The sequence below is a fragment of the Roseiarcus sp. genome, from assembly GCF_052145395.1.
Taxonomy (GTDB): domain Bacteria; phylum Pseudomonadota; class Alphaproteobacteria; order Rhizobiales; family Beijerinckiaceae; genus Roseiarcus.
On the sequence record NZ_JBKQOT010000496.1, the window covers coordinates 1 to 25,660 of the forward strand.

General features: G+C 64.8%; 23 protein-coding genes. 11 read left to right on the top strand and 12 right to left on the bottom strand.

What is annotated here, in order from left to right:
* Nucleotides 1–407, top strand: a 407-nt coding sequence (locus ACLP25_RS16895; RefSeq protein ID WP_442470343.1) for a hypothetical protein, incomplete at its 5' end; no start/stop codon positions are given.
* A 174-nt stretch (nucleotides 408–581) separates the two neighbouring features.
* Here the strand turns inward: ACLP25_RS16895 and ACLP25_RS16900 are convergent.
* On the bottom strand, nucleotides 582–2,309 hold the full coding sequence (locus ACLP25_RS16900) for an adenylate/guanylate cyclase domain-containing protein (protein WP_442470344.1): 1,728 nt from the start codon (nucleotides 2,307–2,309) through the stop codon (nucleotides 582–584).
* A 184-nt stretch (nucleotides 2,310–2,493) separates the two neighbouring features.
* Here ACLP25_RS16900 and ACLP25_RS16905 point away from each other — a divergent pair, with 184 nt between their 5' ends.
* Nucleotides 2,494–3,003 (top strand): GNAT family N-acetyltransferase, encoded by a 510-nt coding sequence (locus tag ACLP25_RS16905; protein ID WP_442470345.1) that lies wholly within the window; start codon nucleotides 2,494–2,496, stop codon nucleotides 3,001–3,003.
* Nucleotides 3,004–3,035: 32 nt separating this feature from the next.
* On the opposite strand, the gene ACLP25_RS16910 is transcribed toward ACLP25_RS16905, so the two are convergent.
* The 6 genes from ACLP25_RS16910 to ACLP25_RS16935 all read right to left on the bottom strand — a co-directional run bounded on the left by ACLP25_RS16910 (nucleotide 3,036) and on the right by ACLP25_RS16935 (nucleotide 10,592).
* A complete protein-coding gene (locus tag ACLP25_RS16910; protein ID WP_442470346.1) occupies nucleotides 3,036–3,701 on the bottom strand; it encodes a hypothetical protein in 666 nt (221 codons plus the stop codon).
* Between the two features lie 33 nt (nucleotides 3,702–3,734).
* On the bottom strand, nucleotides 3,735–4,841 hold the full coding sequence (locus ACLP25_RS16915) for a hypothetical protein (protein WP_442470347.1): 1,107 nt from the start codon (nucleotides 4,839–4,841) through the stop codon (nucleotides 3,735–3,737).
* A 301-nt stretch (nucleotides 4,842–5,142) separates the two neighbouring features.
* Nucleotides 5,143–6,492, bottom strand: a complete 1,350-nt coding sequence (locus tag ACLP25_RS16920; RefSeq protein ID WP_442470348.1) for a TfuA-like protein — start codon at nucleotides 6,490–6,492, stop codon at nucleotides 5,143–5,145.
* The gene (locus ACLP25_RS16925) at nucleotides 6,489–7,643 is read right to left on the bottom strand and encodes a YcaO-like family protein (RefSeq protein ID WP_442470349.1); all 1,155 of its coding nucleotides are present in this window, start codon (nucleotides 7,641–7,643) and stop codon (nucleotides 6,489–6,491) included. Before ACLP25_RS16925 ends, ACLP25_RS16920 begins: the two co-directional genes overlap by 4 nt.
* An 809-nt stretch (nucleotides 7,644–8,452) precedes the next feature.
* A complete protein-coding gene (locus ACLP25_RS16930; protein ID WP_442470350.1) occupies nucleotides 8,453–10,114 on the bottom strand; it encodes a lysine--tRNA ligase in 1,662 nt (553 codons plus the stop codon).
* A 190-nt stretch (nucleotides 10,115–10,304) separates the two neighbouring features.
* Nucleotides 10,305–10,592: a hypothetical protein gene (locus tag ACLP25_RS16935; RefSeq protein WP_442470351.1), complete on the bottom strand. Its 288-nt coding sequence runs from the start codon at nucleotides 10,590–10,592 to the stop codon at nucleotides 10,305–10,307.
* Nucleotides 10,593–11,011: 419 nt separating this feature from the next.
* On the opposite strand from ACLP25_RS16935, the gene ACLP25_RS16940 reads away from it, so the two are divergent.
* The gene (locus ACLP25_RS16940) at nucleotides 11,012–12,052 is read left to right on the top strand and encodes an acyl-homoserine-lactone synthase (protein ID WP_442470352.1); all 1,041 of its coding nucleotides are present in this window, start codon (nucleotides 11,012–11,014) and stop codon (nucleotides 12,050–12,052) included.
* Nucleotides 12,027–12,863, top strand: a complete 837-nt coding sequence (locus tag ACLP25_RS16945; protein ID WP_442470353.1) for a LuxR family transcriptional regulator — start codon at nucleotides 12,027–12,029, stop codon at nucleotides 12,861–12,863. The genes ACLP25_RS16940 and ACLP25_RS16945 overlap by 26 nt, the downstream gene beginning before the upstream one ends.
* A gap of 488 nt (nucleotides 12,864–13,351) precedes the next feature.
* Here the strand turns inward: ACLP25_RS16945 and ACLP25_RS16950 are convergent, their stop codons facing one another.
* Nucleotides 13,352–13,645 (bottom strand): hypothetical protein, encoded by a 294-nt coding sequence (locus tag ACLP25_RS16950; protein WP_442470354.1) that lies wholly within the window; start codon nucleotides 13,643–13,645, stop codon nucleotides 13,352–13,354.
* Between the two features lie 96 nt (nucleotides 13,646–13,741).
* Here ACLP25_RS16950 and ACLP25_RS16955 point away from each other — a divergent pair, with 96 nt between their 5' ends.
* Nucleotides 13,742–14,602, top strand: a complete 861-nt coding sequence (locus tag ACLP25_RS16955) for a transporter substrate-binding domain-containing protein (protein WP_442470355.1) — start codon at nucleotides 13,742–13,744, stop codon at nucleotides 14,600–14,602.
* Nucleotides 14,603–14,641: 39 nt separating this feature from the next.
* Here the strand turns inward: ACLP25_RS16955 and ACLP25_RS16960 are convergent, their stop codons facing one another.
* From ACLP25_RS16960 to ACLP25_RS16975, 4 genes are read right to left on the bottom strand one after another with little or no spacing between them, the layout of a single operon-like run.
* Nucleotides 14,642–15,922, bottom strand: coding sequence for a CCA tRNA nucleotidyltransferase (locus tag ACLP25_RS16960; RefSeq protein WP_442470356.1), 1,281 nt, complete (start codon nucleotides 15,920–15,922; stop codon nucleotides 14,642–14,644).
* Nucleotides 15,919–16,179, bottom strand: coding sequence for a DUF6111 family protein (locus ACLP25_RS16965; protein ID WP_442470357.1), 261 nt, complete (start codon nucleotides 16,177–16,179; stop codon nucleotides 15,919–15,921). The genes ACLP25_RS16960 and ACLP25_RS16965 overlap by 4 nt, the downstream gene beginning before the upstream one ends.
* On the bottom strand, nucleotides 16,176–16,835 hold the full coding sequence (locus tag ACLP25_RS16970) for an NUDIX hydrolase (protein WP_442470358.1): 660 nt from the start codon (nucleotides 16,833–16,835) through the stop codon (nucleotides 16,176–16,178). The genes ACLP25_RS16965 and ACLP25_RS16970 overlap by 4 nt, the downstream gene beginning before the upstream one ends.
* On the bottom strand, nucleotides 16,832–17,422 hold the full coding sequence (locus tag ACLP25_RS16975; RefSeq protein WP_442470359.1) for a DUF1285 domain-containing protein: 591 nt from the start codon (nucleotides 17,420–17,422) through the stop codon (nucleotides 16,832–16,834). Before ACLP25_RS16975 ends, ACLP25_RS16970 begins: the two co-directional genes overlap by 4 nt.
* Before the next feature lie 133 nt (nucleotides 17,423–17,555).
* Here ACLP25_RS16975 and ACLP25_RS16980 point away from each other — a divergent pair, with 133 nt between their 5' ends.
* The 6 genes from ACLP25_RS16980 to ACLP25_RS17005 all read left to right on the top strand — a co-directional run.
* The gene (locus ACLP25_RS16980) at nucleotides 17,556–18,587 is read left to right on the top strand and encodes an AAA family ATPase (RefSeq protein WP_442470360.1); all 1,032 of its coding nucleotides are present in this window, start codon (nucleotides 17,556–17,558) and stop codon (nucleotides 18,585–18,587) included.
* Nucleotides 18,584–19,489, top strand: coding sequence for a DUF58 domain-containing protein (locus ACLP25_RS16985; RefSeq protein ID WP_442470361.1), 906 nt, complete (start codon nucleotides 18,584–18,586; stop codon nucleotides 19,487–19,489). Before ACLP25_RS16980 ends, ACLP25_RS16985 begins: the two co-directional genes overlap by 4 nt.
* A 4-nt stretch (nucleotides 19,490–19,493) precedes the next feature.
* Nucleotides 19,494–22,277, top strand: a complete 2,784-nt coding sequence (locus ACLP25_RS16990) for a DUF4159 domain-containing protein (RefSeq protein WP_442470362.1) — start codon at nucleotides 19,494–19,496, stop codon at nucleotides 22,275–22,277.
* On the top strand, nucleotides 22,274–24,379 hold the full coding sequence (locus tag ACLP25_RS16995; protein ID WP_442470363.1) for a hypothetical protein: 2,106 nt from the start codon (nucleotides 22,274–22,276) through the stop codon (nucleotides 24,377–24,379). Before ACLP25_RS16990 ends, ACLP25_RS16995 begins: the two co-directional genes overlap by 4 nt.
* A 76-nt stretch (nucleotides 24,380–24,455) precedes the next feature.
* Nucleotides 24,456–25,163 (top strand): CoA transferase subunit A, encoded by a 708-nt coding sequence (locus ACLP25_RS17000; protein ID WP_442470364.1) that lies wholly within the window; start codon nucleotides 24,456–24,458, stop codon nucleotides 25,161–25,163.
* Between the two features lie 19 nt (nucleotides 25,164–25,182).
* On the top strand, nucleotides 25,183–25,660 hold a 478-nt coding region (locus ACLP25_RS17005), incomplete at its 3' end, for a 3-oxoacid CoA-transferase subunit B (RefSeq protein ID WP_442470365.1).

The window sequence follows — 25,660 nt, forward strand, 5'->3', positions numbered from 1 at the left end:
CGCCAGCCCCTGCTGTCGGGCAGTGGCCGTGGGGGGACATCGGCTCCCAGGACGTTGATCCCACCCTTCGCTCCCTTGCAAGCAGTTTGGGATTGAGAGACCAGCCGACCCTGTTGTCGGTGCAGATGAAGCAGTTTCGCGATGGCGCCATTCCTCCGGGCGAGCAATATCCCACCAACGCGTGTTATCAATCGATTGTCCAGGGAGAACTTACCATCGACAATATATTGGAAGTGGGCGAATTACCGGCAGCAAAAATTATCATAAACGACTATGTCAGCGTTAATCTTGCCGAATCGCTAGGAATCACATCGGGAACCCCCATCATGCCGCGGTCGCAACATTACGTTAAATGCGATCTGAGCTATGGAAACGTGAGCACGCTGTTTGTCAACTCTGACAGCTGATGAGCAGGCATTGGTTTTTCTTGCGGGGTTCGACAGACAGAAGGCGAGGCCAAATCCTCGCTTTCCTCCCCGCGGATGTTTCGATCGCCCTCCCCTACGATCATTTGCGGGAGGCTCTTACTCTGTTTCATCGCGCCTTGGCGGCGCGAGACGCACTCAGCTCGAGGCTCATCCTTATTCTGGCAGGCCAGCTTTACGTAATCCGTCGATGTAGCGTTCGAGGACCGGACCCTGGCGGAATGGCGGCCGCTTACACCATTCGCTGATCATGAATCCAGGTTGGCGTCGCATGACCTCGCGCGCCGCGGCTCTGGCCTCGTCCATCATGCCGAGATGAGCATAAGCTATGCTTTGGAGTCGCCGCCCCTCGGACGGATCGTGCATGCGCTGAACGGCCGCGACGACGTCTTCGTAGCGCCCCAAAGCATCGTAGGCGTCGGCGAGATACCAAAGATACCAATCGGGGTAGAAGGGGTTCAGGCGCATCGCCTTTTCCAAAAGCTCGACCGACGTCGCCGGCTGGTCCGCATAGACGAGCGCGTCGGCGTATTCCGCAATGATATCGCTATCGTTCGGATTGAGCGCGATGGCGTGCGCATATTCGACGAGCGCCTCCGGGAGCTGCTTGCTATAGAGCTGGGCGTAGCCCAGTTCGGCAAAGCCGCGAGCGTCGAGCGGGTCGAGCTGTTTGGCGCGTCGCGCAAAATCGATTGCGGTTTCAAGCGATTCGTCGGGGGCCGCGGACCACGAATAGCGCCAGTCGAGATTGTGCGTGCGTGAAATCGCGCTGTAGGCGCGGCTGTATTCGGGCGCAAGTTCGATTGCCTCATCGAAAAGCCGACGAGCGTGCGCGTTTGCCTCCTTGGTGAACCTTAGGATCAGGTGTTGCCCGCGAACCAGGAGACCGTATGCGCGCATATCCCGCGGACATGGCGATTCCTGCCGCCGCTCGGCAAAGTCGATCTGGACCGAGAGTCGCGCGGCGACGGCGCCGGCGATCTCGTCCTGGAGGTCAAACAATTCTTCGACTTCAAGGCTAAAACGATCAGACCAGAGCACGGCTTCGGAGACCACGTCGGTCAGTTCGACGTTGATGCGGAGGCGCTTGTCGGCCCTACGCAGGCTGCCGCCGAGGACATAGCGCACGCCCAGCCTCCGCTGGACCTCCTCCAACGGGTGGGTTCGTAGACTGAACAGAAAGGCCGAATGTCGTGCAATGACGATCAGATTGCGAAATCGGGTCAGGTTGGCGATGATATCCTCCGCAATGCCCTCGCAAAGATGGTCATTGCGCGGGTCGCCCGACAGATTGGAAAGCGCAAGTACGGCGATCGCGGGATTTCGTGCAGCCTCTGCCCTTGGAATGGGGCGCGGCGGCGGGTGCGCCGACGGACCGCTCGATTTCTCGACGACGAAGACTTCGATCGGCTCTGAAATATTCTTCAGACTTGGCTGGCCCAGCGAGCGTAACGTGATCCCGGGCATGTCCCGCACCGCGTGGCGGACCGCCGCGGTGACGAAAATCGAGTTGGGCTCGGCGAGGGCTTGGACCCGCGCAGCCACATTGACGCAATGGACATGAAAGTTCGTTGCGTCGGGGGTCACTTCGCCGAGATTGACACCGATACGGAACTGAATCGGGTCGCCGTCTTCCCAGACCGACTGGTCGCGAAACTCCGACTGAATCTGGATGGCGAAGCGCAGCGCCCGGTCAGCGCTGTCGAACAAAGCGAGGATTCCGTCTCCGGCAATACTGGCGACACGGCCCCCATAGTCGCCAATCAGCGCCTTGAAAAGCTCGATCGATCGCGCGGCGTTACTTGCGTTCGCCGCCTCGTCCCGTTCGATATGTTTGGTATAGCTCACCATGTCGGCGAACATGATCGCCGCGAGCCTGGTCAATTGCGCGGGTCGTTCCTGCGTGACTCTGGGCCCCACCGCTTCCATCTGTTCCGCCGACAGTTGGACCAATTGCGGAATGATATTATACTACTCACGCTGCATAGCAAAATGATCTTCCTCGGGGGACACGGTATTGGAACGATTCGGGGGGAAATCCGACCGGGCTTGCGCCGCGGCGACGGCCATGAGCGAGCGGAGGGAAACCGATCTTTGCCTGCGGCCGGCCGAACCGGGTGACTATCCCCTTGCGCTCGCCCTCTATCTCGAAGGGGTGAAAAAGCATCTCACAAAGATCGGCCGATGGGACGAGGACCGCTTCACCGCCCTCTTTTATCAGGGATATCGACAGGAGCAGACGCGAATCATCTGCGTGGAGGGGCGGGTTGTCGGCTTCATCCAGGTCGTCGACTTTACCGACCGACTGTATTTGCGTCAGCTCCACCTGATCGATGGCTTTCGCGGACGCGGAATCGGTTCGGCGTTGATCGGCGCCGAGCTCAAGCGCGGCGTCGAGACCGGCCGGCCGGTTACGCTCGACGTGATGCACGGCAACCCCGCCAAGCGTCTTTACGTGAGGCTCGGGTTCGCGGTCACAGGCCAGGATCCGGACAAGGAGCAGATGATCTGGCGTCTGCCGGGCAAACCGAAACCCCGGACGTCGCGAAAACGCTCCGCGCCGGACGATCGGAGGTGATCTGTCCATCGGTCGGGCTGCGAGTCGCCGGTTCAGCGCCGCACGCCGGCCCCGCTGACTCCCGCCCCGCTGACGCCCGCGCCGCTCACGCCGGCGCCGCTGACTCCCGCCCCGCTCACGCCGGCGCCGCTGACTCCCGCCCCGCTCACACCGGCGCCGCTCACCCCGCCGCCGCCACGCAGCGCCATCTGAAGCAGGATTTGCTCGAACGGTCCCGCCTCCAGGTCGAAACGCAATGAGAAGTCGCCCTTTTCGTATTCCCAGTAATAAATGTCGGTCTTAGAATCAGGACGAGGATGAGGAGGGGTGGGCTCACCAGCATCGGCAGAACGAGCGGCCGGCCGTGGGGGATGATGAGGATCATAATTGCCCGAGAAATCCCAGTCCCTCGCCGCGACGCCAGCTTCAGCGATCGTGGACGGGTTGATCCAATTGCCTACTGGCGTCCCGTTCCCATGAACAAGAAAGATGGGCGGTCTGGGCAGTTCATAATATGCACCCTCGAAGCTAAACGCATAAATCCTGGCAAGTGTCGGAGGATTCTCGCCGTTCGCCTCTAGCTGCTTCTGAAGAAATTTGTTGGCTCCGAGGCCGGAATTCTCGGTTGTTTTACTATCATAGGTAAGACCGCTTACAACTCGGCCAAACAACTTTATGCTCGACGGTGTCAATAGCGTCTCAGACGTTAAGAGTGCCATTGTTGTCTCCTCTCCAATTGGAGGCGCGCATTCTCACGGAGCAATCCCAGCAAACAGCACGCGCTCGCGATAGCTCATCTTCGGCAATTGATCCTGTATTCCCGGCACGAGCGTTCGAGCCGAGTGAGAGTGACTGAGCGGACCAGGCGGCGCGAGCCGCGGGCCGGCGCTGACTCGGCCGATCTCCCGCCAGGCGAAGCTCTCCACCAGCGCGCGCCGGTAACGCCCGCCACTCATGGCGCCTTCAATTTCGATCATCGTCTCGGCGACCGCGAGGTAGGTGAAATAATCCGCTGACAGCCGCTTCCACGTCTCGGCGAGCATAAACCCCATGGCGTCGCGCGCTTCAACCAGCGCGGCGCGGAAGTCCTCGTATCGATCGGCGAAGGCCGCGTCGAACGCCACCTGAATGATTTGCGCGTTCTGAGGCTGGCTCCGGACGTCGCGTGTCAATTCCGCGATGTCCCTCGGAACCAATCCATGCTCGACCAGGATTTCCTGGAAGATATCGACGAAGACGTCAAAGATCGCGCCGGTCAGCGGCTGGGACAGCGCGTGCTCGTCGATCCATCCCGCCGCAAAATCCGACATCTTCGAGTCGTTGCTGGCGAGCCGGATCTGGTCGTGCGGCGAAAGCTCGGCGAAACGGTCGAGTTCGTTGTACGTGTAGAGGTTGCCGCGGGTCTCCGCCAGAAGGCGCTCCAACAGGGACTCGAAATGCAGCGCCGCGATCAGCGCCGTCGTATCGGCTCCTGATTCCTGAAATCCGAAATACTCACCCTGCTGAGTCGCCGCCGTGGGGAGGCCGACTGTCGAATAGAGGATGAGATGGCCGAGCTCGTGCGCAACCACGTCAAAATTCAGCGCGTATGGCGCATGGCTTCCATCGGGAAACCGATGCGCGCCCACTTCCATGAAGCCGTAGCCCGCGTAGGCGTTATTGAGGCCCGGCAGGATGCCGATCTCTAGCCGCCGATAGTCCTGCGCGAAATGCCATTCGATCCGCCGGCCGAAATAACGCTCCCAAACGTCGAGCGCGAAACGCGCCGCGCCGAACACGTGCGCTTCTGCGAATTCCAGCGTTCCCTCGGGCAGGTAATCGAAATGGCCGTCGGCGTCGGGAAAGACGGGCCGAAACACGGGCCCGTTCCAGGGCGGCAGATCAAGATGAGGGGTGCCTAGGGGGCCGGGATTCAAGCCGTAGGGGAAACGTTTGCCGATCGGGCGGACGATGTGCATCCGGTCATCGGACGGGCCGGGCCCGACAGCGCCGGGAGGATCGGAAACGCAGACCGTCTCCGGAGGCCACTCCGGATGGACATAGGGCGGCTTCGGATAAAGCCGAAACCTTACGCCTCCCTCGCAACAGGCCATTCTTCGCCGTCCCGAAGATGCTTGTCGGATAAATATCGCCTTAGGTAAGAACAAATTTCCGCTTGCGTCAAGGGGTTTTATCGCCCCTCTGCTCGTCGAGATAGAGACGCTCGCGGAGCAACGCCGCATCGAAGTCCGCGGCGTCGGCAAAACCGAGCCGGCGGGCAAAGTCTTCGACATCATCGGGCGGCGGCCGTCCAAGACGACGTTCGAAATACCACAGCCGCAGCGCCAGGGCTTGCGAACCCGAGGGCGCCCCCGCCGATCCGGCGAACCTGGCGGCGAGCACGTCGCTTTTCTCGCGCGCCCGCTCGGCGAGCCGCTCAAAGGCGCCGGTCAGCCGCAACTCGTCGATGAGGAAAGGCTCGAGCGCGCCGCTCGACAGATCGCGCAGAACCGCGAGGCCAGCCTCGTCTGCGACCAGCCGTTCCATCGAAACCGCGTCGAGGTCGTTGCGCGCCATCCAGCAATCGAGGTCGGCGCGCGTGAACAGGCCGAGCCTGGTGCGGATGTCCGTCAGGGTCGCCCGCAAACTCTTGGCCGCTGGCGGGAGCGCCATCGGGGCGGCGCCGGTCACGGCGACCCTGCGCAACAGGGCCATGGCCTCGACGCGCGCATAGGCCTCGGGACCCTCGAGCCTCAGCTCCTCCACGACAGGCTGTCTCGTGGAGGCGCCGGGATTCTCATGGCCGGCCTCGAAACGACGCATGAATTCGTCCCAGAAATGGGTCCATTCAAAATTGAATTTCGGGGGCGTCCCGTTCGATTCGTGCGGCGCCTCCCTCATCGCCGCCAGCATCTCGAGAGCGTCCGCGCGCTTCTGGTCGACCCGCCCGCCTGGCAACCAGGCGCTCAACGCCGCCCGCTCCGGTTCGGCGACGCCGAGCGTCGCTGCGCCCTCGAGCAGCGCGTCCCAACAACGCTGCGGGAAGAACATCGACTTGCCGAAGGCCTCCAATGCGTCGCGCGAACTCTTGCTCAGAACCCCCTCTTTCGCGGCGCGAGCCAGCGTCGCACGAATATTGACCATCGCCTCGGAGGCCTGAACGTGGCCGAGTTCGGCCGGCCCATGGACGACGGCCACCTCATCGTCGTCTTCGAGCTCGCCATCGCGGAAGGCCTCGAAGATGCGGCCGATTCCGCGCATGCCGAAAGTGTGCAATTCAGCGGCGCGCAGCGCGCCCATGCTCGCGCTGCCGAAGACCGGAATGTCTTGCGAAATCGCCCACAAGATTTCCTTGTGCCAGACCGATGGGGCACCGGAAAAATATCCGTCGATGATTCCGATCGCCCGCTGTCGCCTCTGCGCGGCGCGATAAACGTCACCCTGGGCGACGGGCGGCAGCCAGGCGATATCCCCGCATGCGGCGATGTCCTCGGCAGGCAGCGTCGGGCCGACGAAAACGATGATCTTCATGCGCGGCGCTCTCGCAGGGCCCGGGCGCGCGGGCCAGGTGCGTAGGACGCAGGGAAGTGATCGAACCCCTCGAGCCCGGGCGCGACGATGCGAACCACCGGAACGCCGAACTCGCTCCGCGTCAGGTCGACCGCGATGGCTTGTCGAATTCCTGCCGATCCCAACCGTTCGACAATCCAGGCGACCTGCGCTTCGAACGATTCGAACTCGAAGTTTCCAACCGACCCGAAGGCGCGCGGCCGCTCGACGGGCCGCATCATGGCGCGCGCCCCCTCGGTCTTGGCGGCGAGGGTCGCCGAATGATAGTCGGAGCGCCGGATATCCTCGCGCGAACCCACGATATAGGTGGTGCGAACCTGGGCCGCCTCGGTCGTCGCGCGCAGCAGCGCGATTCTTCGAGTCGGATGGCATCCGGCTCCCACGCCGACATGGCCGATCTCCCCCGCGCGGTCCGCCGCGAAGCACTGGAATGCAGGCACGCCGACATCGGTCGTGACGTCCCATACAGCCACGTCGATTTGCGCCCGGGCGAAGAGGTCCAGCACCGCAAGGCACTCCAAATCGTCGACAGTCGCAAGATCAACACGCCTTCGGTCCTGCTCGGTCGCGGGACTTTGTCGCCAAAGCGCGGTCGCGTCGCGCTCGATTAACTCGCACAACGCATGGCTCGTCGCCTCAAGAATATGGTTGCCGGACGCGAGTCCGTTGGTGCTCGCGGAGAAACCGCCGCTCACCGGAGGTCCGTCGATGGTGAAATGGGCGTGAACCATCTCGAAGGGGACCCAAACGGATTCGCCGTCAACCAAGTTCCGCCCTTCCACCCACAGCATGGGCGCATCAGCTTCGAAGCGGCGATCGGGAATGCGCGGCAAGAGTTCGACCTCGGCGGTCTTCACGTCTTTGCCCAGTTCAGCGTAGCTTGCAAAACGGATCGGCAGTTGAATGTGTTCGGCGTGCCACGTCTCGATTGCTTCCATCAGTCCGGAGGCTTTGGCCGCCGCCAGGTCGATTCCCTTCCCATGAAATACTGCGGTTGACCGCGCGTTTGGCCGGCACACCATCACGACAGGGATCCCCGTTCGATCGAGGCCAGTAAGATTGGCGACGCGCGTGATGCCAAAGCTGGACTTGATCGGCGATATTCGCGCCACCGTCTCTTCCGCGGGCAAATATCGAGGACCCTTGGGAAATGTCTTTGACCCCGGGCCCACGTCGCCGAATATTCGCATGGTCCCCACTGAAATAGCGGTTATTTGGAGGGCGCGCGCATGCGCCCCGCATCAAGACCGTTGGTACGATTGCACCGTCTTAGTCGGATTCGGAAAACAATGCAGCACGGAGTGGCGCAAAGCCCGCGCATCTGACCAAGCCGAGTTCGGCTGCTTCAGCCTATCGAGAGCGTTCGAGCCGAACAACGCCGGCCCTGGCAAGCGGCGAGATCGCGGTTTCTTGGCCGATTTGAGCTGCCCGACACGTCGTCACGAACGTCCGCTCCCGGCGCTTGCGCCCGGTACCGGGACCGACCGGGAAGGGCATGTATGATCAACGACCCGTGTTTGCGCACTCCTGCCATTCCAGTCGGGCGCCAAGCGTTGGACTTTGACCGCTCGCTCCCGTTCCGGCGGCGAGCCGTTTATCCCGTGCGTCCCGCGACGGGGGCAAATCTCTCGGCAGAAGATTGCGGGAATTCAGAAATCCTGGTAGGCTCAGCCGATGATGCGACCGGATGAGACGCGTTCCGACGGCCGGCGCCGCATGGGCGGCCGAAAACGGGCTGGCCACCCGGAGGGCGACCGCGCGAGATTTATTCCCAAACTCGGTTCCAACCCGTTGAAAACGCCTGATTCACGGTCGAATAAGGGCCGAGTTACGGGCGCCGAACGCGCGCTGAACGACAGTCGAGCGCCTGCTGAACGGCGGCCGAACGGTGCCGTTCCGCAAGCGAAAGGATAACCGCGCCTCAGGCCGCCTTGACGAGGTCCCCCGCGAGCGCGCGGTCGATGAGGGCGCGGGTTTCGGCGAGGCCATAGAGGGCGATGAACGACCCGAGGCGCGGGCCGCGCTCCTCGCCGAGCAGCACGGCGTAGACCATGTTGAAGAAGTCGTTCGAGACGCCGGGCCGCGCCTCCGTCGCGCCCTTCGCCTTGAGGTCCTGGTAGCGCGGGATCGGCCGAGCGATGTCGTAGAGCGCGTGCTGGATTTCCTCGGCGCTTGCCTTCGCCGGCATCGCTCCGAGCTTCCCCGACACCGCCAAAAGCGCCTCGCGCTCGACCGCGTCGGCGAGCCGGTAGCGTTTCTTCGGCGCGACGAAATCGCGGAAGTAGGCGACCGCGTAGCGGACCAGACTGTCGAGGCGCGGGTGGTTCTCCGGCGAGGCCGAGGGCGCATAGCGCTGCAGGAAACCCCAAAGCACGGCTGGGTTGTCGCTGTTGGCGACCGCCGCGAGATTGAGCAGCATCGCGAACGACACCGTCTGCGGCCCGTCGCCATGCTCGAGCGTCTCGGGCGCGGGCGGCTCGCCCGAATGGATGTGCCAGGCGGGGTTGCCGAGCCGTTCCTTCCACGGCTGATCGGGATAGGTCTCGAGGAACCCGAGATAGTCGTCGACGGTCCTCGGGATGGCGTCGAAATAGAGGCGCTTCGCCGCCATCGGCTTCTGGAACATGAACAGCGACAGGCTTTCGGGGCTGGCGTAGGTCAGCCATTCCTCGATCGTCAGCCCGTTGCCCTTGGACTTGGAGATCTTCTGCCCGTTCTCGTCAAGGAACAGTTCGTAGTTGAATCCGGCCGGCGGCTCCGCGCCGAGCGTGCGGGCAATCCGCGACGACAGCTTGACCGAGTCGATCAGGTCCTTGCCGGCCATCTCGTAATCGACCCCGAGCGCGTACCAGCGCATGGCCCAGTCCGGCTTCCACTGAAGTTTGCAGCGCCCGCCGGTGACCGGCGTTTCGAACTCTTCGTTCGTGTCCGGGTCGCGCCAGCGGATCGTCCCCGCCTTGGCGTCGTGGCCGAGGACGGGCGCCTGCATGACAATCCCGGTCAGCGGGTGGATCGGCAGGAACGGCGAATAGGTGGCCGCCCGCTCCTCCCTCAGCGAGGGCAGCATGATCGCCTGGATCTGGTCGAACTTCTCCAGCGTCCTGATGAGCGCCGCGTCGAACCGACCGGACGTATAGGCCTCGGTCGACGACATGAACTCGTAGTCGAAGCCGAACTGGTCGAGAAAGCTGCGCAGGCGCGCGTTGTTGTGCGCGGCGAAGCTCGCGTACTCGCCGAACGGGTCCGGCACCTGGGTCAGCGGCTTGCCCAGGTGCCGGGACACCATCTCGCGGTTCGGGATGTTGTCGGGGGCTTTTCGCAAGCCATCCATGTCGTCGGAGAAGGCGATCAGCCGCGTCCTGACCGTGTCTCCGGTCAGCGCGCGGAAGGCGTGCCGCACCATAGTCGTGCGCGCCACCTCGCCGAAGGTTCCGATATGCGGCAGGCCGGAGGGGCCGTAGCCGGTCTCGAAGATCACCTCGCTCTTCTTCGAGCGCTCAAGCCGCGCGATCAGCTTGCGCGCCTCCTCGAACGGCCACGCCTTGGAGACCTCGGCGGCCTCTCGCAGGGACTGCAAAGACATAATTTCGTGTTCCGTGGGGCGGCGGCGCCGGCGGCTGAAAGCCGGGCAGACTAGAAGGCCCGGGCGCCGTGTCAACCGACAGTTCGGGCGTGATCAGACGGTGCCGCACCGGCGACCCGTGCAACGGCGCCGAGTGGCGATTCGGAAGCACGAACCTGCTCTCCGATTGGGTGCCGTTTCCGATTCGGTTTTAAGGCTTTTCAGGGAGCGCGTCGGAATTGACCTTGGTTGCGACACTGCCGCGCTCTGGATCGCCCCGGAGATAACGGGCGAGCAGAGCGACAAGTTGAGACAAACGGGCGCGGCCAGAGGGTGTCGTTCGCAGCGTCTCGGACTTCACCGAAAGAAGATGAATTGTGGCTTCTATAGCGTCGAGTTCGGCCGTAGCCAGACTGACTTTGCTCCGATAACCTTCTAATTCTTTTTCAACGTGACTGTGCGTTTCCTGAAGCATGGACAGGATTTCCTGGTACGACATTCGTTCTTCTCCTGTGAGACGACGCCTATAGTTCCCTTGATCGTCGCAGGCAGCAGGTGCCGAAACGGCTGCGCCGACGAATAGGGAAGCGTGTTCTTGTTATGTTCTATTTATTTCGTAAATTCATTAATATGTCAAGATGATGTTCCGCTAAGCTGGATTACGGTTAACGGGGCAAGGCGAACCCGCGCCGGGCCTCGGAGTGATTCGCAATTTAGGGCTGATTAAAGATGCTGCAGCCCAAGTCGGTGAATTAACCATAATTCTGATTTTCACAACAAAACGTTGCCTACCATTCTCTTAAGCCGTATTTTGGAACATAACAAGAACAAACAATCCGTAATGCGAACTGAAGGTTTGGACATGATCAAGCTTATCGAGGCATCGTATTCACGCTTTTTCCCCGCGAAATCGACGCGATGTTTCGCAGCAGAGCGGAGACCTTCCAGGATCGTCTGGGCTGGGAAGTCATCGTCAAGGACGGCCGTGAGCGCGACCGTTTCGACGATCTCAACCCGCTATATCTCGTTTCAGTCGATCCTGACAGCGGTGAATATTGGGGATCGCTTCGGCTTTTGCCGACAACGGGGCCGAACATGCTTCGAGACGTCTTTCCGCAACTGCTTGACGAGGGCGAGGAGGTTGCGTGCTCGACGATCTGGGAGAGTTCGCGAATTTGCGTCGCGACCCGCAGCGGTCAGCCTGAGCGAACCAGGAGCGGCCTGAACTTTGCCCTGTGTGAGCTGGTCCTCGGAATCGCCGAGGTCGCAATTTTGGCCGGACTGACCCAAATCGTCTCCGTGTTCGACGCGCGAATGTTGCGCATCCTTAGGGCTACAGGTTGCAGCCCGAAAATCATCGGAACGCCGCAGCGGATTGGGACCGTCATGAGTTATGCTGCGCTCTTTAGCGCCGGTTATCGCCCTCTAAAGACGGTCAGGGAGGCCGTCGGCGTGGGCGAGTCAGTATTCGCGCCGGACGCTACCCAATGGGTATCATCTTGGCCGAAGGCTAGAGTTCGTGAGGAACGGCCAAGGGTATTGAAACATTGGGCGGCGAAACTGACGGAACGCCGCGCCGTCGTTTCGTCGCCCGTCAATTCGCAACGACTGAGTTGCGCAAGTTCTCTGTCTGTTCTCAGTCAATTCGCATCTTGTGCAAAGTTATCATTGGCAACAAGACGACAAATGTGGGACATAAACAGGTGGAGCACACCAATGGCAAAAAGGGAAAAAAAATCCGACCAAGCGAGAACTGAGAGCTTGCCGATGCTGCCAAAGCTTCCTCCGACCGAGCCGCAAGCGCGGGTTGAAAAGCTCCTTTCGGTATGCGTCGACCTCCTCGAACTGTGCATCGAAGTCACGGGAACGATCGACCCGACCGCGGCCTGGCTGGTGAATCACGCCAAAGATGAGGTAACGCTGGGAGTCTACGGTGTCAGAGGCGATAGCCCTTACTGATCTGCTCGATGAGCGATCAAGCAGATTCGATTCGGCTTCTCTGGCGTTGGCCGAAGCGATCCTCGGCGAGAGTCCACAAAACCTCACCGGGCTCCTGCATGATATTACGCCCATGCTCGGACTCCAGCATATAGCCTGCTTGCGGTTCGAGACAAACAGAAGCGACGACCTCGCGCTTCTGGCCGCTCTGGTGACATTTTCGAAGGTCTGGCAGCTTCGCTACTTCACGCGTCGTTACCATCAGATTGATCCGGTTGCGATCGTTGGGCTCAAGGCAACGTCGCCTTTCGACTGGCGTCCGTATCGGGATTGGTCTCGGCAGGTGGCCGCATTTTTCGCCGACGCACTCGAACATGGCGTGGGCCCGAACGGCGTCACCGTTCCCGTCCGCGGCAGGCCGGGCGGGTTTGCGCTGGTGTCCTTCAGCAGCAACCTCCCGGACGCCGAATGGGAAGCGTTCAAGACACGTCATTTGGCGAAGCTAAAGGTTATGGCGTGCCTTGTCGACGTTGCGGCGTCCATAAACGCGAAGCTCGCCTCAAAGCATGTCGAACTGTCGAAAAGAGAGCACGAAGCCTTGATGTGGGCGGCGCGAGGAAAGACGAGCGCGGAGACCGCAGATATCATGAACATCTCTTACGCGAGCGTGAGAACCTACATCGAAACGGCAAGACGCAAGCTTTCTTGCGAGAACGTCACGCATGCGGTCGCCTCCGCGCTGGCGATCGGCCTGATCCCGGCTCAGGCGCTAAAGGGAACTGACCCGATTGGATACTCGGGGAAGGACGAGACGGGCGAGAGCGCCGCGTAAGGCCGGCATCCACCGGCCTTCTCCAACCGACGGACGCGGCGTCTGTTTGGCGATGGACGCCGATTTCAGCGGCCATGACGACGCCGACTGGCAGGGACCCAGGCTGCCAGCCGTCGACGTCGACCCGCCGGAGGAGCCGCAGCGCCTAACGGATGAGGAGACCGGCGCGGGCACTCTCGCGTGAACGGGGACGGCGCGACTTTTTGTTGCGGAAAAACAGAATGTGCCATATGATCCCCTTCATGCGAGCCGCAGACGAAGCGCAATCGAATCGACGCCGTCTTGGACGGACGCGGCCGCTTGCCCGGGGTTGGGCCGAAAAAAAATTTGCGCGGAAAGATTTTTTCGCAAACTCGAGTGCAACGCGTTGAAAAGTCACGATTCACGGGTGAATAAGAGGGTCAAATCAAGCGCCGAACGCGTATCGAACGCGTATCGAACGCATATCGAACGCGCGCTGAATGACGCCAGACGGCGCCCGAATGCGCCTAGGAGCAGCCTAGCCGTTCGGCCAATGCTCGGTAGTAGCGCTCTTCCCCGATCAGGCCGGCGGTCAGGACGGCGTGGAGAGGGCTCACGTCGCTCGGCGCGTTGTCGATCTCGGCCAAGAGGCGCCCCGCAAACACGCCCTCGTCCGCGGCGATCTCGAGTTCGACAGGCAGGGACCGATTCGAGTCGCGCCGCCCCCGCGAACCTCGGGCGTGGAGCCGATCGTCCGCTTTCGACGGCCCCGACGCGCGCATCGGGCCGGCAAGCGACGGCTCTTGAGACTTGATGTCCATCGGGTTACGCGATGAGTCTAGAATGCCCCGGACCACAGCCGTCCGGCCGAGGACGGCCGCTAAGCCCCGATAAGAACACGGTGTTCACAATTTGTCATGCGAAACGCGCGCTTTTTCGCAAATATTCTTAGTGCAACTCTGGTTGCGCTCCTCGCGCTCGCCGGCTTGCCGGCCAGGGGCGCGCCGGTGAACGCGCAATCGACGCCGAGCTTCTTTGATCCCGACTTGCGCCTCGATCGGCCGACCCTGTCGGGCGTTCGCGCGATTCGCTTCCTGACGGCCGACGACTATCCACCGCTGAACTTCACCTTGCCCGATGGCTCGCTGACCGGATTCAACGTCGATATCGCTCGCGCGATCTGCAAGGAGCTGGGCATCGGCTGCACAATCCAGGCCCGGCGCTGGGACACCTTGATCGACTCGCTTGCCGGCGAAAAGGGCGACGCCGTCATCGCCTCGATTGCGGCGTCGAACGATCTCCGGAACGCGGTCGACTTCTCTCTGCCCTACTACAAGACGCCGGCCCGCTTCATCGCCCGCAAGGACGCGGCGCCGTTCGCAGCAACCCCGACGGGCGTCGCCGGCAAGACCGTCGGTGTCGTCGCGGGAACCGCGCATCAAGCCTACCTCAATACGTTCTTCCCCCGCGCGAACGCGAAACCGTTTGTGACTTTGGCGGAACTCGAGTCCGCCCTGACATCGAACGCGATTGCGATCGCCTTCGCCGACGGCGTGACGTTCTCGATCTGGCTCAACGGCCAACAGGCTTCCGATTGTTGCGAGTTCCGGGGAGGCCCCTACCTGGAGAGCCGGTTTTTTGGAGAGGGCGTCGGAATCATCGTCCGCAAGGACGACGACGAACTGCGCAAGGCGTTCAACTGGGCGCTCGCGGAAATCATGAAGAACGGCGTCTATTCCGAAATCTATCTCAAGTATTTTCCGATCGACTTTTATTGAACCCGGAGCCAACGCATCGACGACCGAGTGCAGACGCGCTTAGCCTTTTCCTTCCCCGGGCTTGGCCCGGATAACGGCGTCCAACAGGCGCTCGACGGTGGCCGCATCGCAAGGGAATCCCGAATCGACCCAAAGGCGTTCGAATGCGCGGGAGATTTCTCCGACGCGTGGGCCCGCCGCGACGCCGCGAGCGACGATATCCTTGCCGGCGATCGGCGACTTAGGCTTCGGCGTCTCGGCGAGGAAGCGCCGGGCGGCCATGAATTCCGCGTCGTCCGGTCTTGCGCCGGCGTCGGCCTGCGACAGCACGAGCGCGTCGGACGCCGCGCGGCGTCCCAACGCAAACAGCATGCGGCGCAGAACCTCAGGCGCGGGCGCCGAAACGACGCCGTGCAAGCGAACCAACGCCGTCGCCGCGCCGAGAAGGCGCTCGGATTCGGCGTTGGAAAGCCGCAGCCGTTGACTGAAGCGTTCGGCGTCCTCCGGAATGACGACACCCAACGCGGCGAGACGCAGAAGCGCGTCGGCCTCGCCGTCGCCGAACCTTTCGATCGCGACGGCGCGCTCGAGCCGCGCCGGGTCGGCGAAACCGAAGATCTCGCCGAGAATCCCGTGCTCGCCCATGCTGCGAACGACCGCGCCGGCATGCGGCGCGACAAGGAGTTTCAAGACTTCCGCGCGGACCCTTTCCCGAGACAGTCGGGCGAGATGCGACCGGTGACGCACGGTCGCCGCCAATCCGGCGCCATCGAGCGCGCCGCCGCCGAACCGCGCCGAGAACCGGAAGAAGCGAAGAATGCGGAGGTAGTCCTCACGGATCCGATCATCCGAGTCGCCGATGAATCGCACCCGCCCCGCGGCAAGGTCCTCCAGTCCGCCAAGCGGATCGTAGAGCCGCCCGCCGGCGTCGAGCGACAGCGCGTTGATGGTGAAGTCGCGCCGGCGCGCATCGGCGAGAAAATCTCGCCCGAAGGCCACCTTGGCGCGCCGTCCGTAGGTCTCGACGTCTTCGCGCAAAGTCGTGGTTTCGATCGGTTGACCGTCCATGATCAGCGTCACGGTTCCGTGAGCGAGGCCGGTCGGCGCGACCTTGAAGCCGGCGGCGCGGGCGAGGCGCATCACCTCCTCAGGCGGAGCGCTGGTCGCAAGATCGAAATCGCCAGGAGCGAGCCCGAGCGCCAGATCGCGGACGGCGCCGCCGACGACTCGCGTCTCCACGTCGCGACCGTTCAGCGCCTCGAGCGCGCGCGCGACCGGACCGCGAACGAGAGACGCGTCGTCGATGAGCCTGCCCTCCCGCACCCCGGGAAGTCCGCTCATTCGATGCGCCCCGGCACAAGCACGCCGTTCTCCTGGTGCGCCGGAATGTAGACCCCATGGCCGCGCGGGGCGAACAGATTGAGCGCCGCGAGTCCGAGCACCGCCGCCGCTAGGCCGATCACCGTCAGAATCGATACGCGGACGCCCGTCCAGTGCTCGACCTCGAGCGGATAGCGGGCGCGCAGGACGAGATAGATTGCATAGGCCGCAAACGGAGCGAGAAACAACGCGAGCGGCTCAAGGATGGCGCGGCTCATGACGCAACAAGCTTCTCGTACATGGTCCGCAGGATCCCTGCGGTTGCGCCCCAGATATACCGACCTTCATGCGGCATTGCATAGAACCTTCGCACGCGGCCCTGCCATTCGCGCTCGTCCACCCGATGATTGGCGGCGTCCATCAGGAAGGCGAACGGAGTCTCGAAGGTTTCCTCGACCTCGCGCGCATTGATCGACAGGGTGAAGCCTGGATCGACCAGCGCCACCAGCGGCGCAATCCGAAACCCGGTTCCCGTCAGGTAAGGGTCAAGCCAGCCGAGAGGTTCGATGAAGCGGCCATCGAGTCCGACTTCCTCCCGGGCCTCCCGCAAGGCGGCCGCCAACGGGGTTTCGCCCGGATCGATCTTTCCCCCGGGAAAGGCGATCTGCCCGGAATGGGCGCGCAGGTGCGAAGCCCGCAAGGTGAGCAGCACGCTGAGCCCTTCCGGACGCGCGACGATCGGCGCGAGCACCGCTGCCGGCCGCGATCTGGCCAGCAAGGCGGCGTCCGGCGAAAGACCGCTCAGGAGAAAGTCACTGGATTTCGGCGCTTCCCGACCGGTCAGATCGTCGAGCGTGAGCGTCGGCCTCAGCTTTCGGCGCGCCAGCGCTCGGAACGTCTCGCGGTCCAGCCCACTCACGTCGACGATGGTCAAAGCCCCTCGATCTCGCTCGCCGGACACATGGGAAAGAAGACGCCGCTCGAGCGCACGCCGAACCACAGGTCGTCGCGCCAGCGTTCGGACGTCCCCAGGGCGACGAGATCGTAAAACAACGCCCGCTTGACCAGCGCCCAGAGATCGCCGCGGACGCGAACATAAGGCTTCAGGCCCCCCGCCGCGCCGCGCTCGAAGCGCAACGGATGCTCCGCGTCTGCCGTTACGACGTCATCGACGTTGGTTCGAAAGGTCAGCGCCGGTTCGCCGCCTTGCTCCTCCACCTGCATCTCGACCGCCAGAAACGGAGCGTCGTCGATCCTGACGCCGACCTTCTCGATCGGCGTCACAAGGACATAGCGATCGCCGTCCTTGCGAAGAATCGAAGCGAACAGTTGGACGAGCGCCGGCCTGCATATCGGCGAGCCGCAATAATGCCACACCCCGTCGGCCGCGATCCGCATGTCGATGTCGCCACAATCCGGAGGGTTCCACCGATGGACCGGCGCGGGCCCGCGACCGCCGCGCGCTGCGACCTCGCTCAGTCCCCCGACCGCTCCGTCCGGAGATTTCGACGGCTTCGCCATATTGTGGCGCTCGTTTATGGGCGAATTTGGCGTCGGCATGCTACGGGTCGGTCAGAGAGGATCCCGATCAATGTAGTGTGAACGGCGCGAAAGCGAAACCAGCGAGGCGTATCGTGGCGGAGAGGAAAACGGGATGAGCGCAGCCGGCGCTACGGATTCGGTCGTTCTGGCCCGCGAGGTCAATGCGGTCCTCGAGCGGATCGCAGCGGCGCGAGCCGAGATCGGCTCGATCATCATGGGCCAGACGCGCGTGGTTGACCTGAGCTTGACCGTTCTGTTGGCGGGCGGTCACGGGCTTTTGATCGGTGTTCCGGGTCTCGCCAAGACGAAGCTCGTGGAGACGCTCGGCGTCGTCGTCGGCCTGGACGCGCGGCGCGTGCAATTCACGCCGGACCTGATGCCGTCCGACATTCTCGGCTCCGAGGTGATGGAGGAAGGACACGACGGCAAGCGAGCGTTTCGCTTCATTCGCGGGCCGATCTTCGCCCAGTTGCTGATGGCCGATGAGATCAATCGCGCGAGCCCCCGCACCCAGTCCGCGCTGTTGCAGGCGATGCAGGAACACCACGTGACGGTGGCGGGCGTCCGGCATGACCTGCCGCGCCCGTTTCATGTGCTGGCCACTCAGAATCCCCTCGAGCAGGAGGGCGCCTATCCCTTGCCTGAGGCTCAGCTCGACCGGTTCCTGTTGCAGATCGACGTCGGCTACCCGGACCGCGACGCCGAGCGCCGCATCTTGATCGAGACGACGGGCGAGCGCGAGGCGCGCCCGAGGCCAGTCATGACCGCCGACGAACTCGTGGAGGCGCAGCGCGTCGTTCGCAGGTCGCCGATCGGCGAACGCATCGTCGAGGCGATCCTCGACCTCGTCCGGGCGGCCCGGCCCGGCGAAGGCGATCCCGAACTCTCGAAAGGGATCGGGTGGGGGCCGGGGCCGCGCGCCGCGCAGGCGCTCATGCTGGCCGCCCGCGCCAAGGCTCTTGTCGACGGCCGGCTTTCACCGTCGCTCGACGATATCGACGCCCTGGCGGAGCCGGCCCTGAAACATCGGATGGCGCTGACCTTCGCCGCGCGCGCCGACGGCGAAACCATCCCTGCGGTGATCGACCGCCTTGCCGCGAAGACGCTTCGAACCGGCGAGCCGCGCCGATCCACGACGCGATGACCGTCTCCCCGTCCGTCCGTCTGGAAGCCGCTGATCTCTCGGCGAGACTACCGACGCTGATCGTCGCGGCGCGCAACGTCGCCCAGACCGTGCGCCACGGCGTTCACGGCCGCCGCAAGGCGGGATCGGGCGAGACCTTCTGGCAGTTCCGTCCGTTCGTGTCCGGAGAGCCGTCCTCGCGGGTCGACTGGCGCCGCTCAGCCCGGGAGGAGCGCGCGTTCGTCCGCGAGCGCGAATGGGAATCGGCACACACGGTGTGGATCTGGTTCGACCGATCTGCGTCGATGCGGTTCGGCTCGAGCCTCGCCCCATCGTCCAAGATCGATCGCGCCGCGGTCATCGCGCTCGCCTTCGCGGATCTCTCTGTGCGCGGCGGCGAGCGCGCCGGATTTCTCGGATTGACCCGGCCGCTCGCCACTCAGGGCGTGATCGAAAGTTTCGCCGAAGCGATCGCCACCGACGAGCGGCTGCACGGACCGTCGGACGCGCCTCTTCCGCCGGCCGCGCCAGCGCGGTCCCGGTCCCTCGTCCTGCTCGTCGGCGATTTTCTCAGCGAGCCGGCGGATACCGAGCGCGCGCTTCGGGCGATCGCCGCCGAAGGCGCGGTCGGCGAAATCATCATGGTCGCGGACCCGATTGAAGAATCCTATCCGTTCTCGGGCAATGTGGAGTTCCTTCATCCGGCGGGGTCGCTGCGGTTCGTGACGCCGCGGGCGCAAAGCCTGCGCGACGCGTACCTGAACCGGCTCGCAGCCCATCGGGACGCGCTTCGACAGATTTGCGCCCGGCTGGGGTGGGGATGGAGCCTGCACCGGACCGACGCCTCGGCGGCGGAAGCGCTGCTGGCGCTCCGGATGCGACTCTCCGCGCCGGAGATCGGCGCGGCTTACGGGAGCGCCTGAAGTCATGTTCGGCCTTCCGCTCGCGTTCGCCGCGCCCGCGGTGCTCGTCGCTCTCGCCGGCCTCGGCGCCCTCTACTACCTGCTGCGGGTCACGCCGCCGACGCCGCGCCGCGTGCAGTTTCCGCCCATGCGGCTCCTCTTGGGGCTCGCGGCCAGAGAGACCGAACCGGCAAGGACCCCGTGGCCGATCCTCGCTCTCCGTCTCGCCGTGGCGGCTCTGATCATCATCGCCATGGCCCAGCCTCTGTGGCGCAACCTCGCCGCACTCACCGGATCAGGACCGCTCCTCATCCTGATCGACGATGGCTGGCCGGCTGCGCCAACGTTCGACAAGCGGATCGAGTTCGCGCGCCAGCAGATGGCCGCTGCGGCCCGCGCCGGCCGGACGGTCGCGGTCAAGGCCTTTTCGGAAGCCGCCCGGGACATTACCCCGCTGAATGAGGGCGAGATCGAGGGACGGCTTCGGTCGCTCGCGCCGGTCCCCTATGCTCCGCCTCGGGAGGCGGCGCTGTCAGCGATCGAGCGGTTCTTGACCGAGGCGCCTTCGACCGACGTCGTATGGATCGCGGACGGCGTCGAGCTCGGCGGCGCCGGGGACTTCGCCTCCCGGCTCGCGCATGTCGCCCGCTCTGTCGACGTCGTAACCGACGGGACGGGGGCGCGCGCCGTCGCCGGGGCCGAGAACGAGGCGGGATCGTTGAAGGCGCAGCTCGTCCGGTCGGACGCGCAGGCGACGGCGACGGGCGTCGCGCGCGCGCTCGACCCCCAGGGGCGCGAAATCGGGCGCGCGCCCTTCGATTTCGGCGCCAAGCTCGGTGTCGACGTCCGCTTCGACTTGCCGGTCGAACTCCGCAACGAGGCGCAAAGGATCGTCGTCGACGGCGATCGGTCGGCCGGCGCGACCTGGCTCGTCGACGACCGCTCGCGCCGAAGGCGGGTGGCGATCGCTTCGGGGACCAGCGCCGACTCGGCGCAGCCGCTGATTGCGCCGAGCTATTATCTCTCGCGCGCGCTCGCCCCCTTCGCCGACATCAGCGAATGGCGGGACTCGGCGAGCGATCCCGTCGTTTCGCTCCTGGCGGAGAAGCCGTCCGTTCTCGCGCTGGCTGACATGAGCGTCGCTCCGGGCCCCGAGCGGGATGCGGTCGAGCGCTTTCTCGACGATGGCGGCGTCCTCGTCCGGTTCGCAGGCGCCCGTCTCGCCGCCGGCGACGACGACCTGACGCCGACGGCGCTGCGACGGGGCGGCCGGACTTTGGGCGGCGCGCTGTCGTGGGACACGCCGAGACATGTCGCGCCGTTCGACAAGGGCAGCCCGTTCTTCGGGCTGGCGGTTCCGGACGAAGTGACTATCTCGCGGCAGGTGCTTGCGGAGCCCGAGGCGGGCCTCGCCGAGAAGACCTGGGCGCGCCTCGCGGACGGCACGCCGCTCGTCACCGCGGCCCGGCGCGGCAAGGGCCTCGTCGTCCTCTTCCATGTGACCGCGGACACGACTTGGTCGAACCTGCCGCTGTCGGGTCTGTTCGTCGACATGCTGCGCAGAGTTGTCGCAGAGGCCTCATCGTCCGCCGGCGCCTCCGACGAGGCGCAGGGCGCGCGCGACCGCGGCGCCAGTCGTCCGCCGTGGCGAACGCTGAACGGTTTCGGCGCGCTCGGCGTCCCGTCCCCGCAGGCTGAGCCGATCGGCGACGATTTCGAGGGCGTCGGCGACGCAACGCATCCCCCTGGCCTCTACGGGGTCGCGAATTCCTTGCGCGCCGTCAACGCGCTGGCGGCCGGCCAGACGCTGGCGCGCGCCGATTATGGGCCGCTCAAAGTTCAGGTCGGCGCCCTCGACGCCGCCCCTCCCATCGATTTGCGAGCCTGGCTCCTGCCGGCCGCGCTCGTCGGCCTCGTGATCGACGCGCTCGTTTCGCTTTGGATCGGGGGGGCCGCCGGCTTCCGCCGTCGGGGCGCGGTCGCCGTCATCGCCTTCGCGGCGGCGCTGAGCGCTGCATCCGTTCCGCACGCAGGCCGCGCCGCAGATGTCCCGATCAGCGCCCGCGACATGGATTCTGCGCTGTCGGCCCGGCTCGCCTACGTCACGACCGGCGACGCGACCGTCGACGAAACGTCGCGGCTCGGGCTCTCCGCGCTGACGCGCGTCCTGGCGAACCGCACCTCCGCCGAGCTCGCCGAGCCGATCGCGGTCGATCCGGCGCGCGACGAGCTCGCTTTCTATCCTTTGATCTACTGGCCGATTGTCGCGCGCGAGCCCCAGCCTTCGACGCAGGCGCGGGCCCGTCTGGCGGCCTATATGAAAAACGGCGGCACAGTCCTGTTCGATACCCGCGACGCGCTGGCGGCAAGCCCCGGCGGCCCCCCGACGCCGGAGGCCCTGTGGCTGCGATCGCTTCTCGACGGCGTCGACGTGCCCGAGCTTGAACCGGCGCCGCGCGATCACGTCCTGACCAAGACCTTCTACCTGCTCGATCGCATCGTCGGCCGCACCGAGATCGGCCAGACCTGGGTGGAGGCGCTACCCGCGCCGGACCCGAACGACCGCGTGCAGCGGCCTGTTCGCGCCGGCGACAGCGTGTCGCCGATCATCATCGTGTCCGACGATCTGGCCGGCGGCTGGGCGACCGACGCGGAAGGACGGCCGCTCTATCCGCTCATCCCCGGCGGCGCCCGGCAGCGCGAACTCGCCCTGCGCAGCGGCGTCAACATCGTCATGTACACGCTCACTGGAAACTACAAGGCCGACCAGGTCCACGCGAAGGACATCATCGAAAGGCTGACGCGGTGACGTCCTGGTCGATCGATTTCAACCCTCTCGTACCGCTCTGGCTCCTTTACACGCTCGCCGCCGCGTCGCTCTTGATCTCGATCGCGCTGATCTTGCGCGGGACGCGCGGCGCGTGGCTCAGGACGCTCGCCTTCGGGCTCGCGCTTCTCGGATTGTGCGATCCGAACCTCGTGCAGGAGAATCGACGGCCGCTCAAGGACATCGTGGCGGTCGTGGTCGACCGCTCGGAGAGCCAGCAGATCGGGGGCCGTCCGGCCCAGACCGACAAGGCGCGGGACGAGGTCGAGGCGCGGCTCAAGGCGCTCGGCGACGTCGACCTGCGCGTCGTTGAGACCTCGCGCGAGGAATCGGACACCGAAGGGACCCGGCTCTTCGCCGCGCTGGGCGACGCGCTCTCCGACGCGCCGCCCGAGAGGGTCGGCGGGGCGATCATGATCACCGATGGGGACGTCCACGACATTCCCGGCGCCGCCGCCGCGCTTGGGTTCAACGCGCCGCTGCACGCCCTGATCACCGGGCACGAAGGGGAACGCCAGCGGAGGATCGAGCTGATCGAGGCGCCGCGCTACGGCATCGTCGGCAAGGACCAGGTGATCGCCGCGCGCGTTCTCGACAGCGCGGGTCAGGACGAGCCGGTCAAGCTGACCGTGCGCCGCGACGGCGAGACGATCGCGACGGTCGACGCGGAGGTCGGCCAGCGGATCGATGTAAGGGCGCCGATCGAGCACGCCGGCGTCAACGTGATCGAGCTCGAGATCGCACCCGTCCCCGGCGAGTTGGCGAGCGACGGCGACCGGGCGGTGGTCAACATCGACGGCGTACGCGACAAGCTGCGCGTGCTGCTCGTGTCCGGCAAGCCGCATCCCGGCGAGCGCATGTGGCGAAACCTGTTGAAGTCGGACGCCAACGTCGACCTCGTCCACTTCACCATCCTTCGTCCGCCGGAGAAGGGCGGGGACGGCGTGCCAATCAACGAGCTGTCGCTGATCGCCTTTCCGGTCGCCGACCTGTTCGGCCGGAAGATCAAGGACTTCGACCTGATCATCTTCGACCGCTACGCGCAGCAGTCGATCCTGCCATACACCTATCTCGACAATATCGTGACCTACGTCCGCCAGGGCGGGGCGCTGCTGATGGCCGAAGGCCCGGAATACTCGACTCCGGACGGCCTCTTCTATTCGCCGCTCGGCGCGATCGCGCCCGCCGAGCCGAGCGGAGACGACCTCGAAGCGCCTTTCCGGGCGCAGGTGCCGGACCTCGGACTCCGCCACCCGGTCACGCGTGGGCTCGCCGGCGCGGAAGCCGGCGACAGCCAGCCCGCATGGGGCCGGTGGTTCCGGCTCGTCGGCGCGAAGGCGACGGACGGACAGACGGTGATGACCGGGCCAGACGGCAAGCCGCTCTTGGTCTTGTCGCGGGTCGACAAGGGGCGAGTGGGACTGCTGCTCAGCGACCAGATGTGGCTTTGGGCGCGCGACTACGACGGAGGAGGCCCCTATCTCGACCTCCTGCGTCGCTTGGCGCACTGGCTGATGAAGGAGCCGGAACTCGAGGAAGAGGCGTTGCGCGCCAGCGCCCGAGGCCGCACGGTCACCGTGGAGCGGCAGAGCGTCAGCGGCGAGGCGCGCGACACCTTCCTGACGGGGCCCGACGGCGCCAAGACCAAGCTCGCGCTCGCGGCCGTCGCTCCGGGCCTCAGCCGGGCGCAGACGACGGTGGATCGCTTCGGGCTCTATCGCGCCGAAGACGGAGAGCATGTCGCGCTCGTCAATGTCGGCCCGGAGAACCCTCTGGAAATGCGTGACGTCGTTTCGACCCCGGAGAAGCTGCGCCCGATCGCGGAGGCGACGGGCGGCTCGGTGCGCCGGCTCTCCGCCTCCGACGCCGATGACGCGAACGTTCCCCGCATCGTGGGCTTAAATCCCGCTCCGAGCTACGCCGGAAGCGACTACATCGGCGTCAAGCGGACGGGCTCCGGCGAACTGATCGGCGCCCGGTCGACATCGCTGGCTTCCGGCTTTTTCGGACTGGCCCTTCTGCTCGGCGCCGTGGTTGCCGGCTGGCTGGCCGAAGCCGGTCGATTCGATCGCCGGCGGAAGTGACACGGTCCGAAAGCAGTCTTGCCGCACGCTCGCCGCGGGATTAGGGAAGACGGGCTTTGTTGGGGAGGAACTTCCGGTGAGAAAAGTCTACGCCAACGCCGACGAGGCGCTTGCAGGGGTCCTCGAGGACCATATGACCATCATGTCCGGCGGCTTCGGCCTTTGCGGAATCCCGGAGACGCTGATCGAAGCCGTGCGCAAGACCGGCGTCAAGGATCTGACCGTCATCTCCAACAACTGCGGCGTCGACGGCGTCGGCCTCGGCGTTCTGCTTGAGAGCGGCCAGATCCGGAAGATGATCTCGAGCTACGTCGGCGAGAACAAGACCTTCGCCAACCTCTACCTCTCGGGCAAGCTCGAGCTCGAGTTCAACCCGCAGGGAACGCTCGCCGAGCGCATCCGCGCCGGCGGCGCCGGCATTCCGGCCTTCTTCACCAAGACGGGCGTCGGAACGATCGTCGCGGAAGGCAAGGAAATCCGCGACTTCAACAACGAGGCCTACGTCATGGAGTTCGGCCTCACCGCCGACGTCTCGCTGGTCCACGCCTGGAAGGGCGACACCGAAGGCAACCTCGTCTATCGGAAGACGGCGCGGAACTTCAATCCGAACATGGCGACGGCGGGCAAGCTCACCATCGCCGAGGTCGAGCATCTGGTCCAGCCCGGCGAGATCGACCCTGACGACATCATGACGCCCGGCGTCTTCGTGCACCGCATCGTGCACGTTCCGAACGCCACGAAACACATCGAGCAGCGCACGACGCGCAAGCGCGACGCGGCCTGAATCGAAGGAGCGCCAAAAAATGGCCTGGACCCGAGACGAAATGGCGGCCCGCGCCGCCAAGGAACTCAAGGACGGCTTCTACGTCAATCTCGGCATCGGCATCCCGACGCTGGTGTCCAACTACATCCCCGAGGGGATGACCGTCGCGCTGCAGAGCGAGAACGGCATGCTCGGCATGGGCGCCTTCCCCTATGAGGGCGAAGAGGACGCCGACCTGATCAACGCCGGCAAGCAGACCGTTACGGAGCTGCCGACGACCAGCTATTTCTCTTCGGCCGAAAGTTTCGCCATGATCCGCGGCGGCCATATCGACATCGCCATCCTCGGCGCCATGCAGGTGGCGGAGAACGGCGACCTCGCCAACTGGATGATCCCCGGCAAGCGCGTCAAAGGAATGGGCGGAGCCATGGACATCGTCTCCGGCGTCCGCCGCGTCGTCGTGCTCATGGAGCACTCAGCCCCCGACGGCGGCCCCAAACTCCTGCGTAACTGCTCGC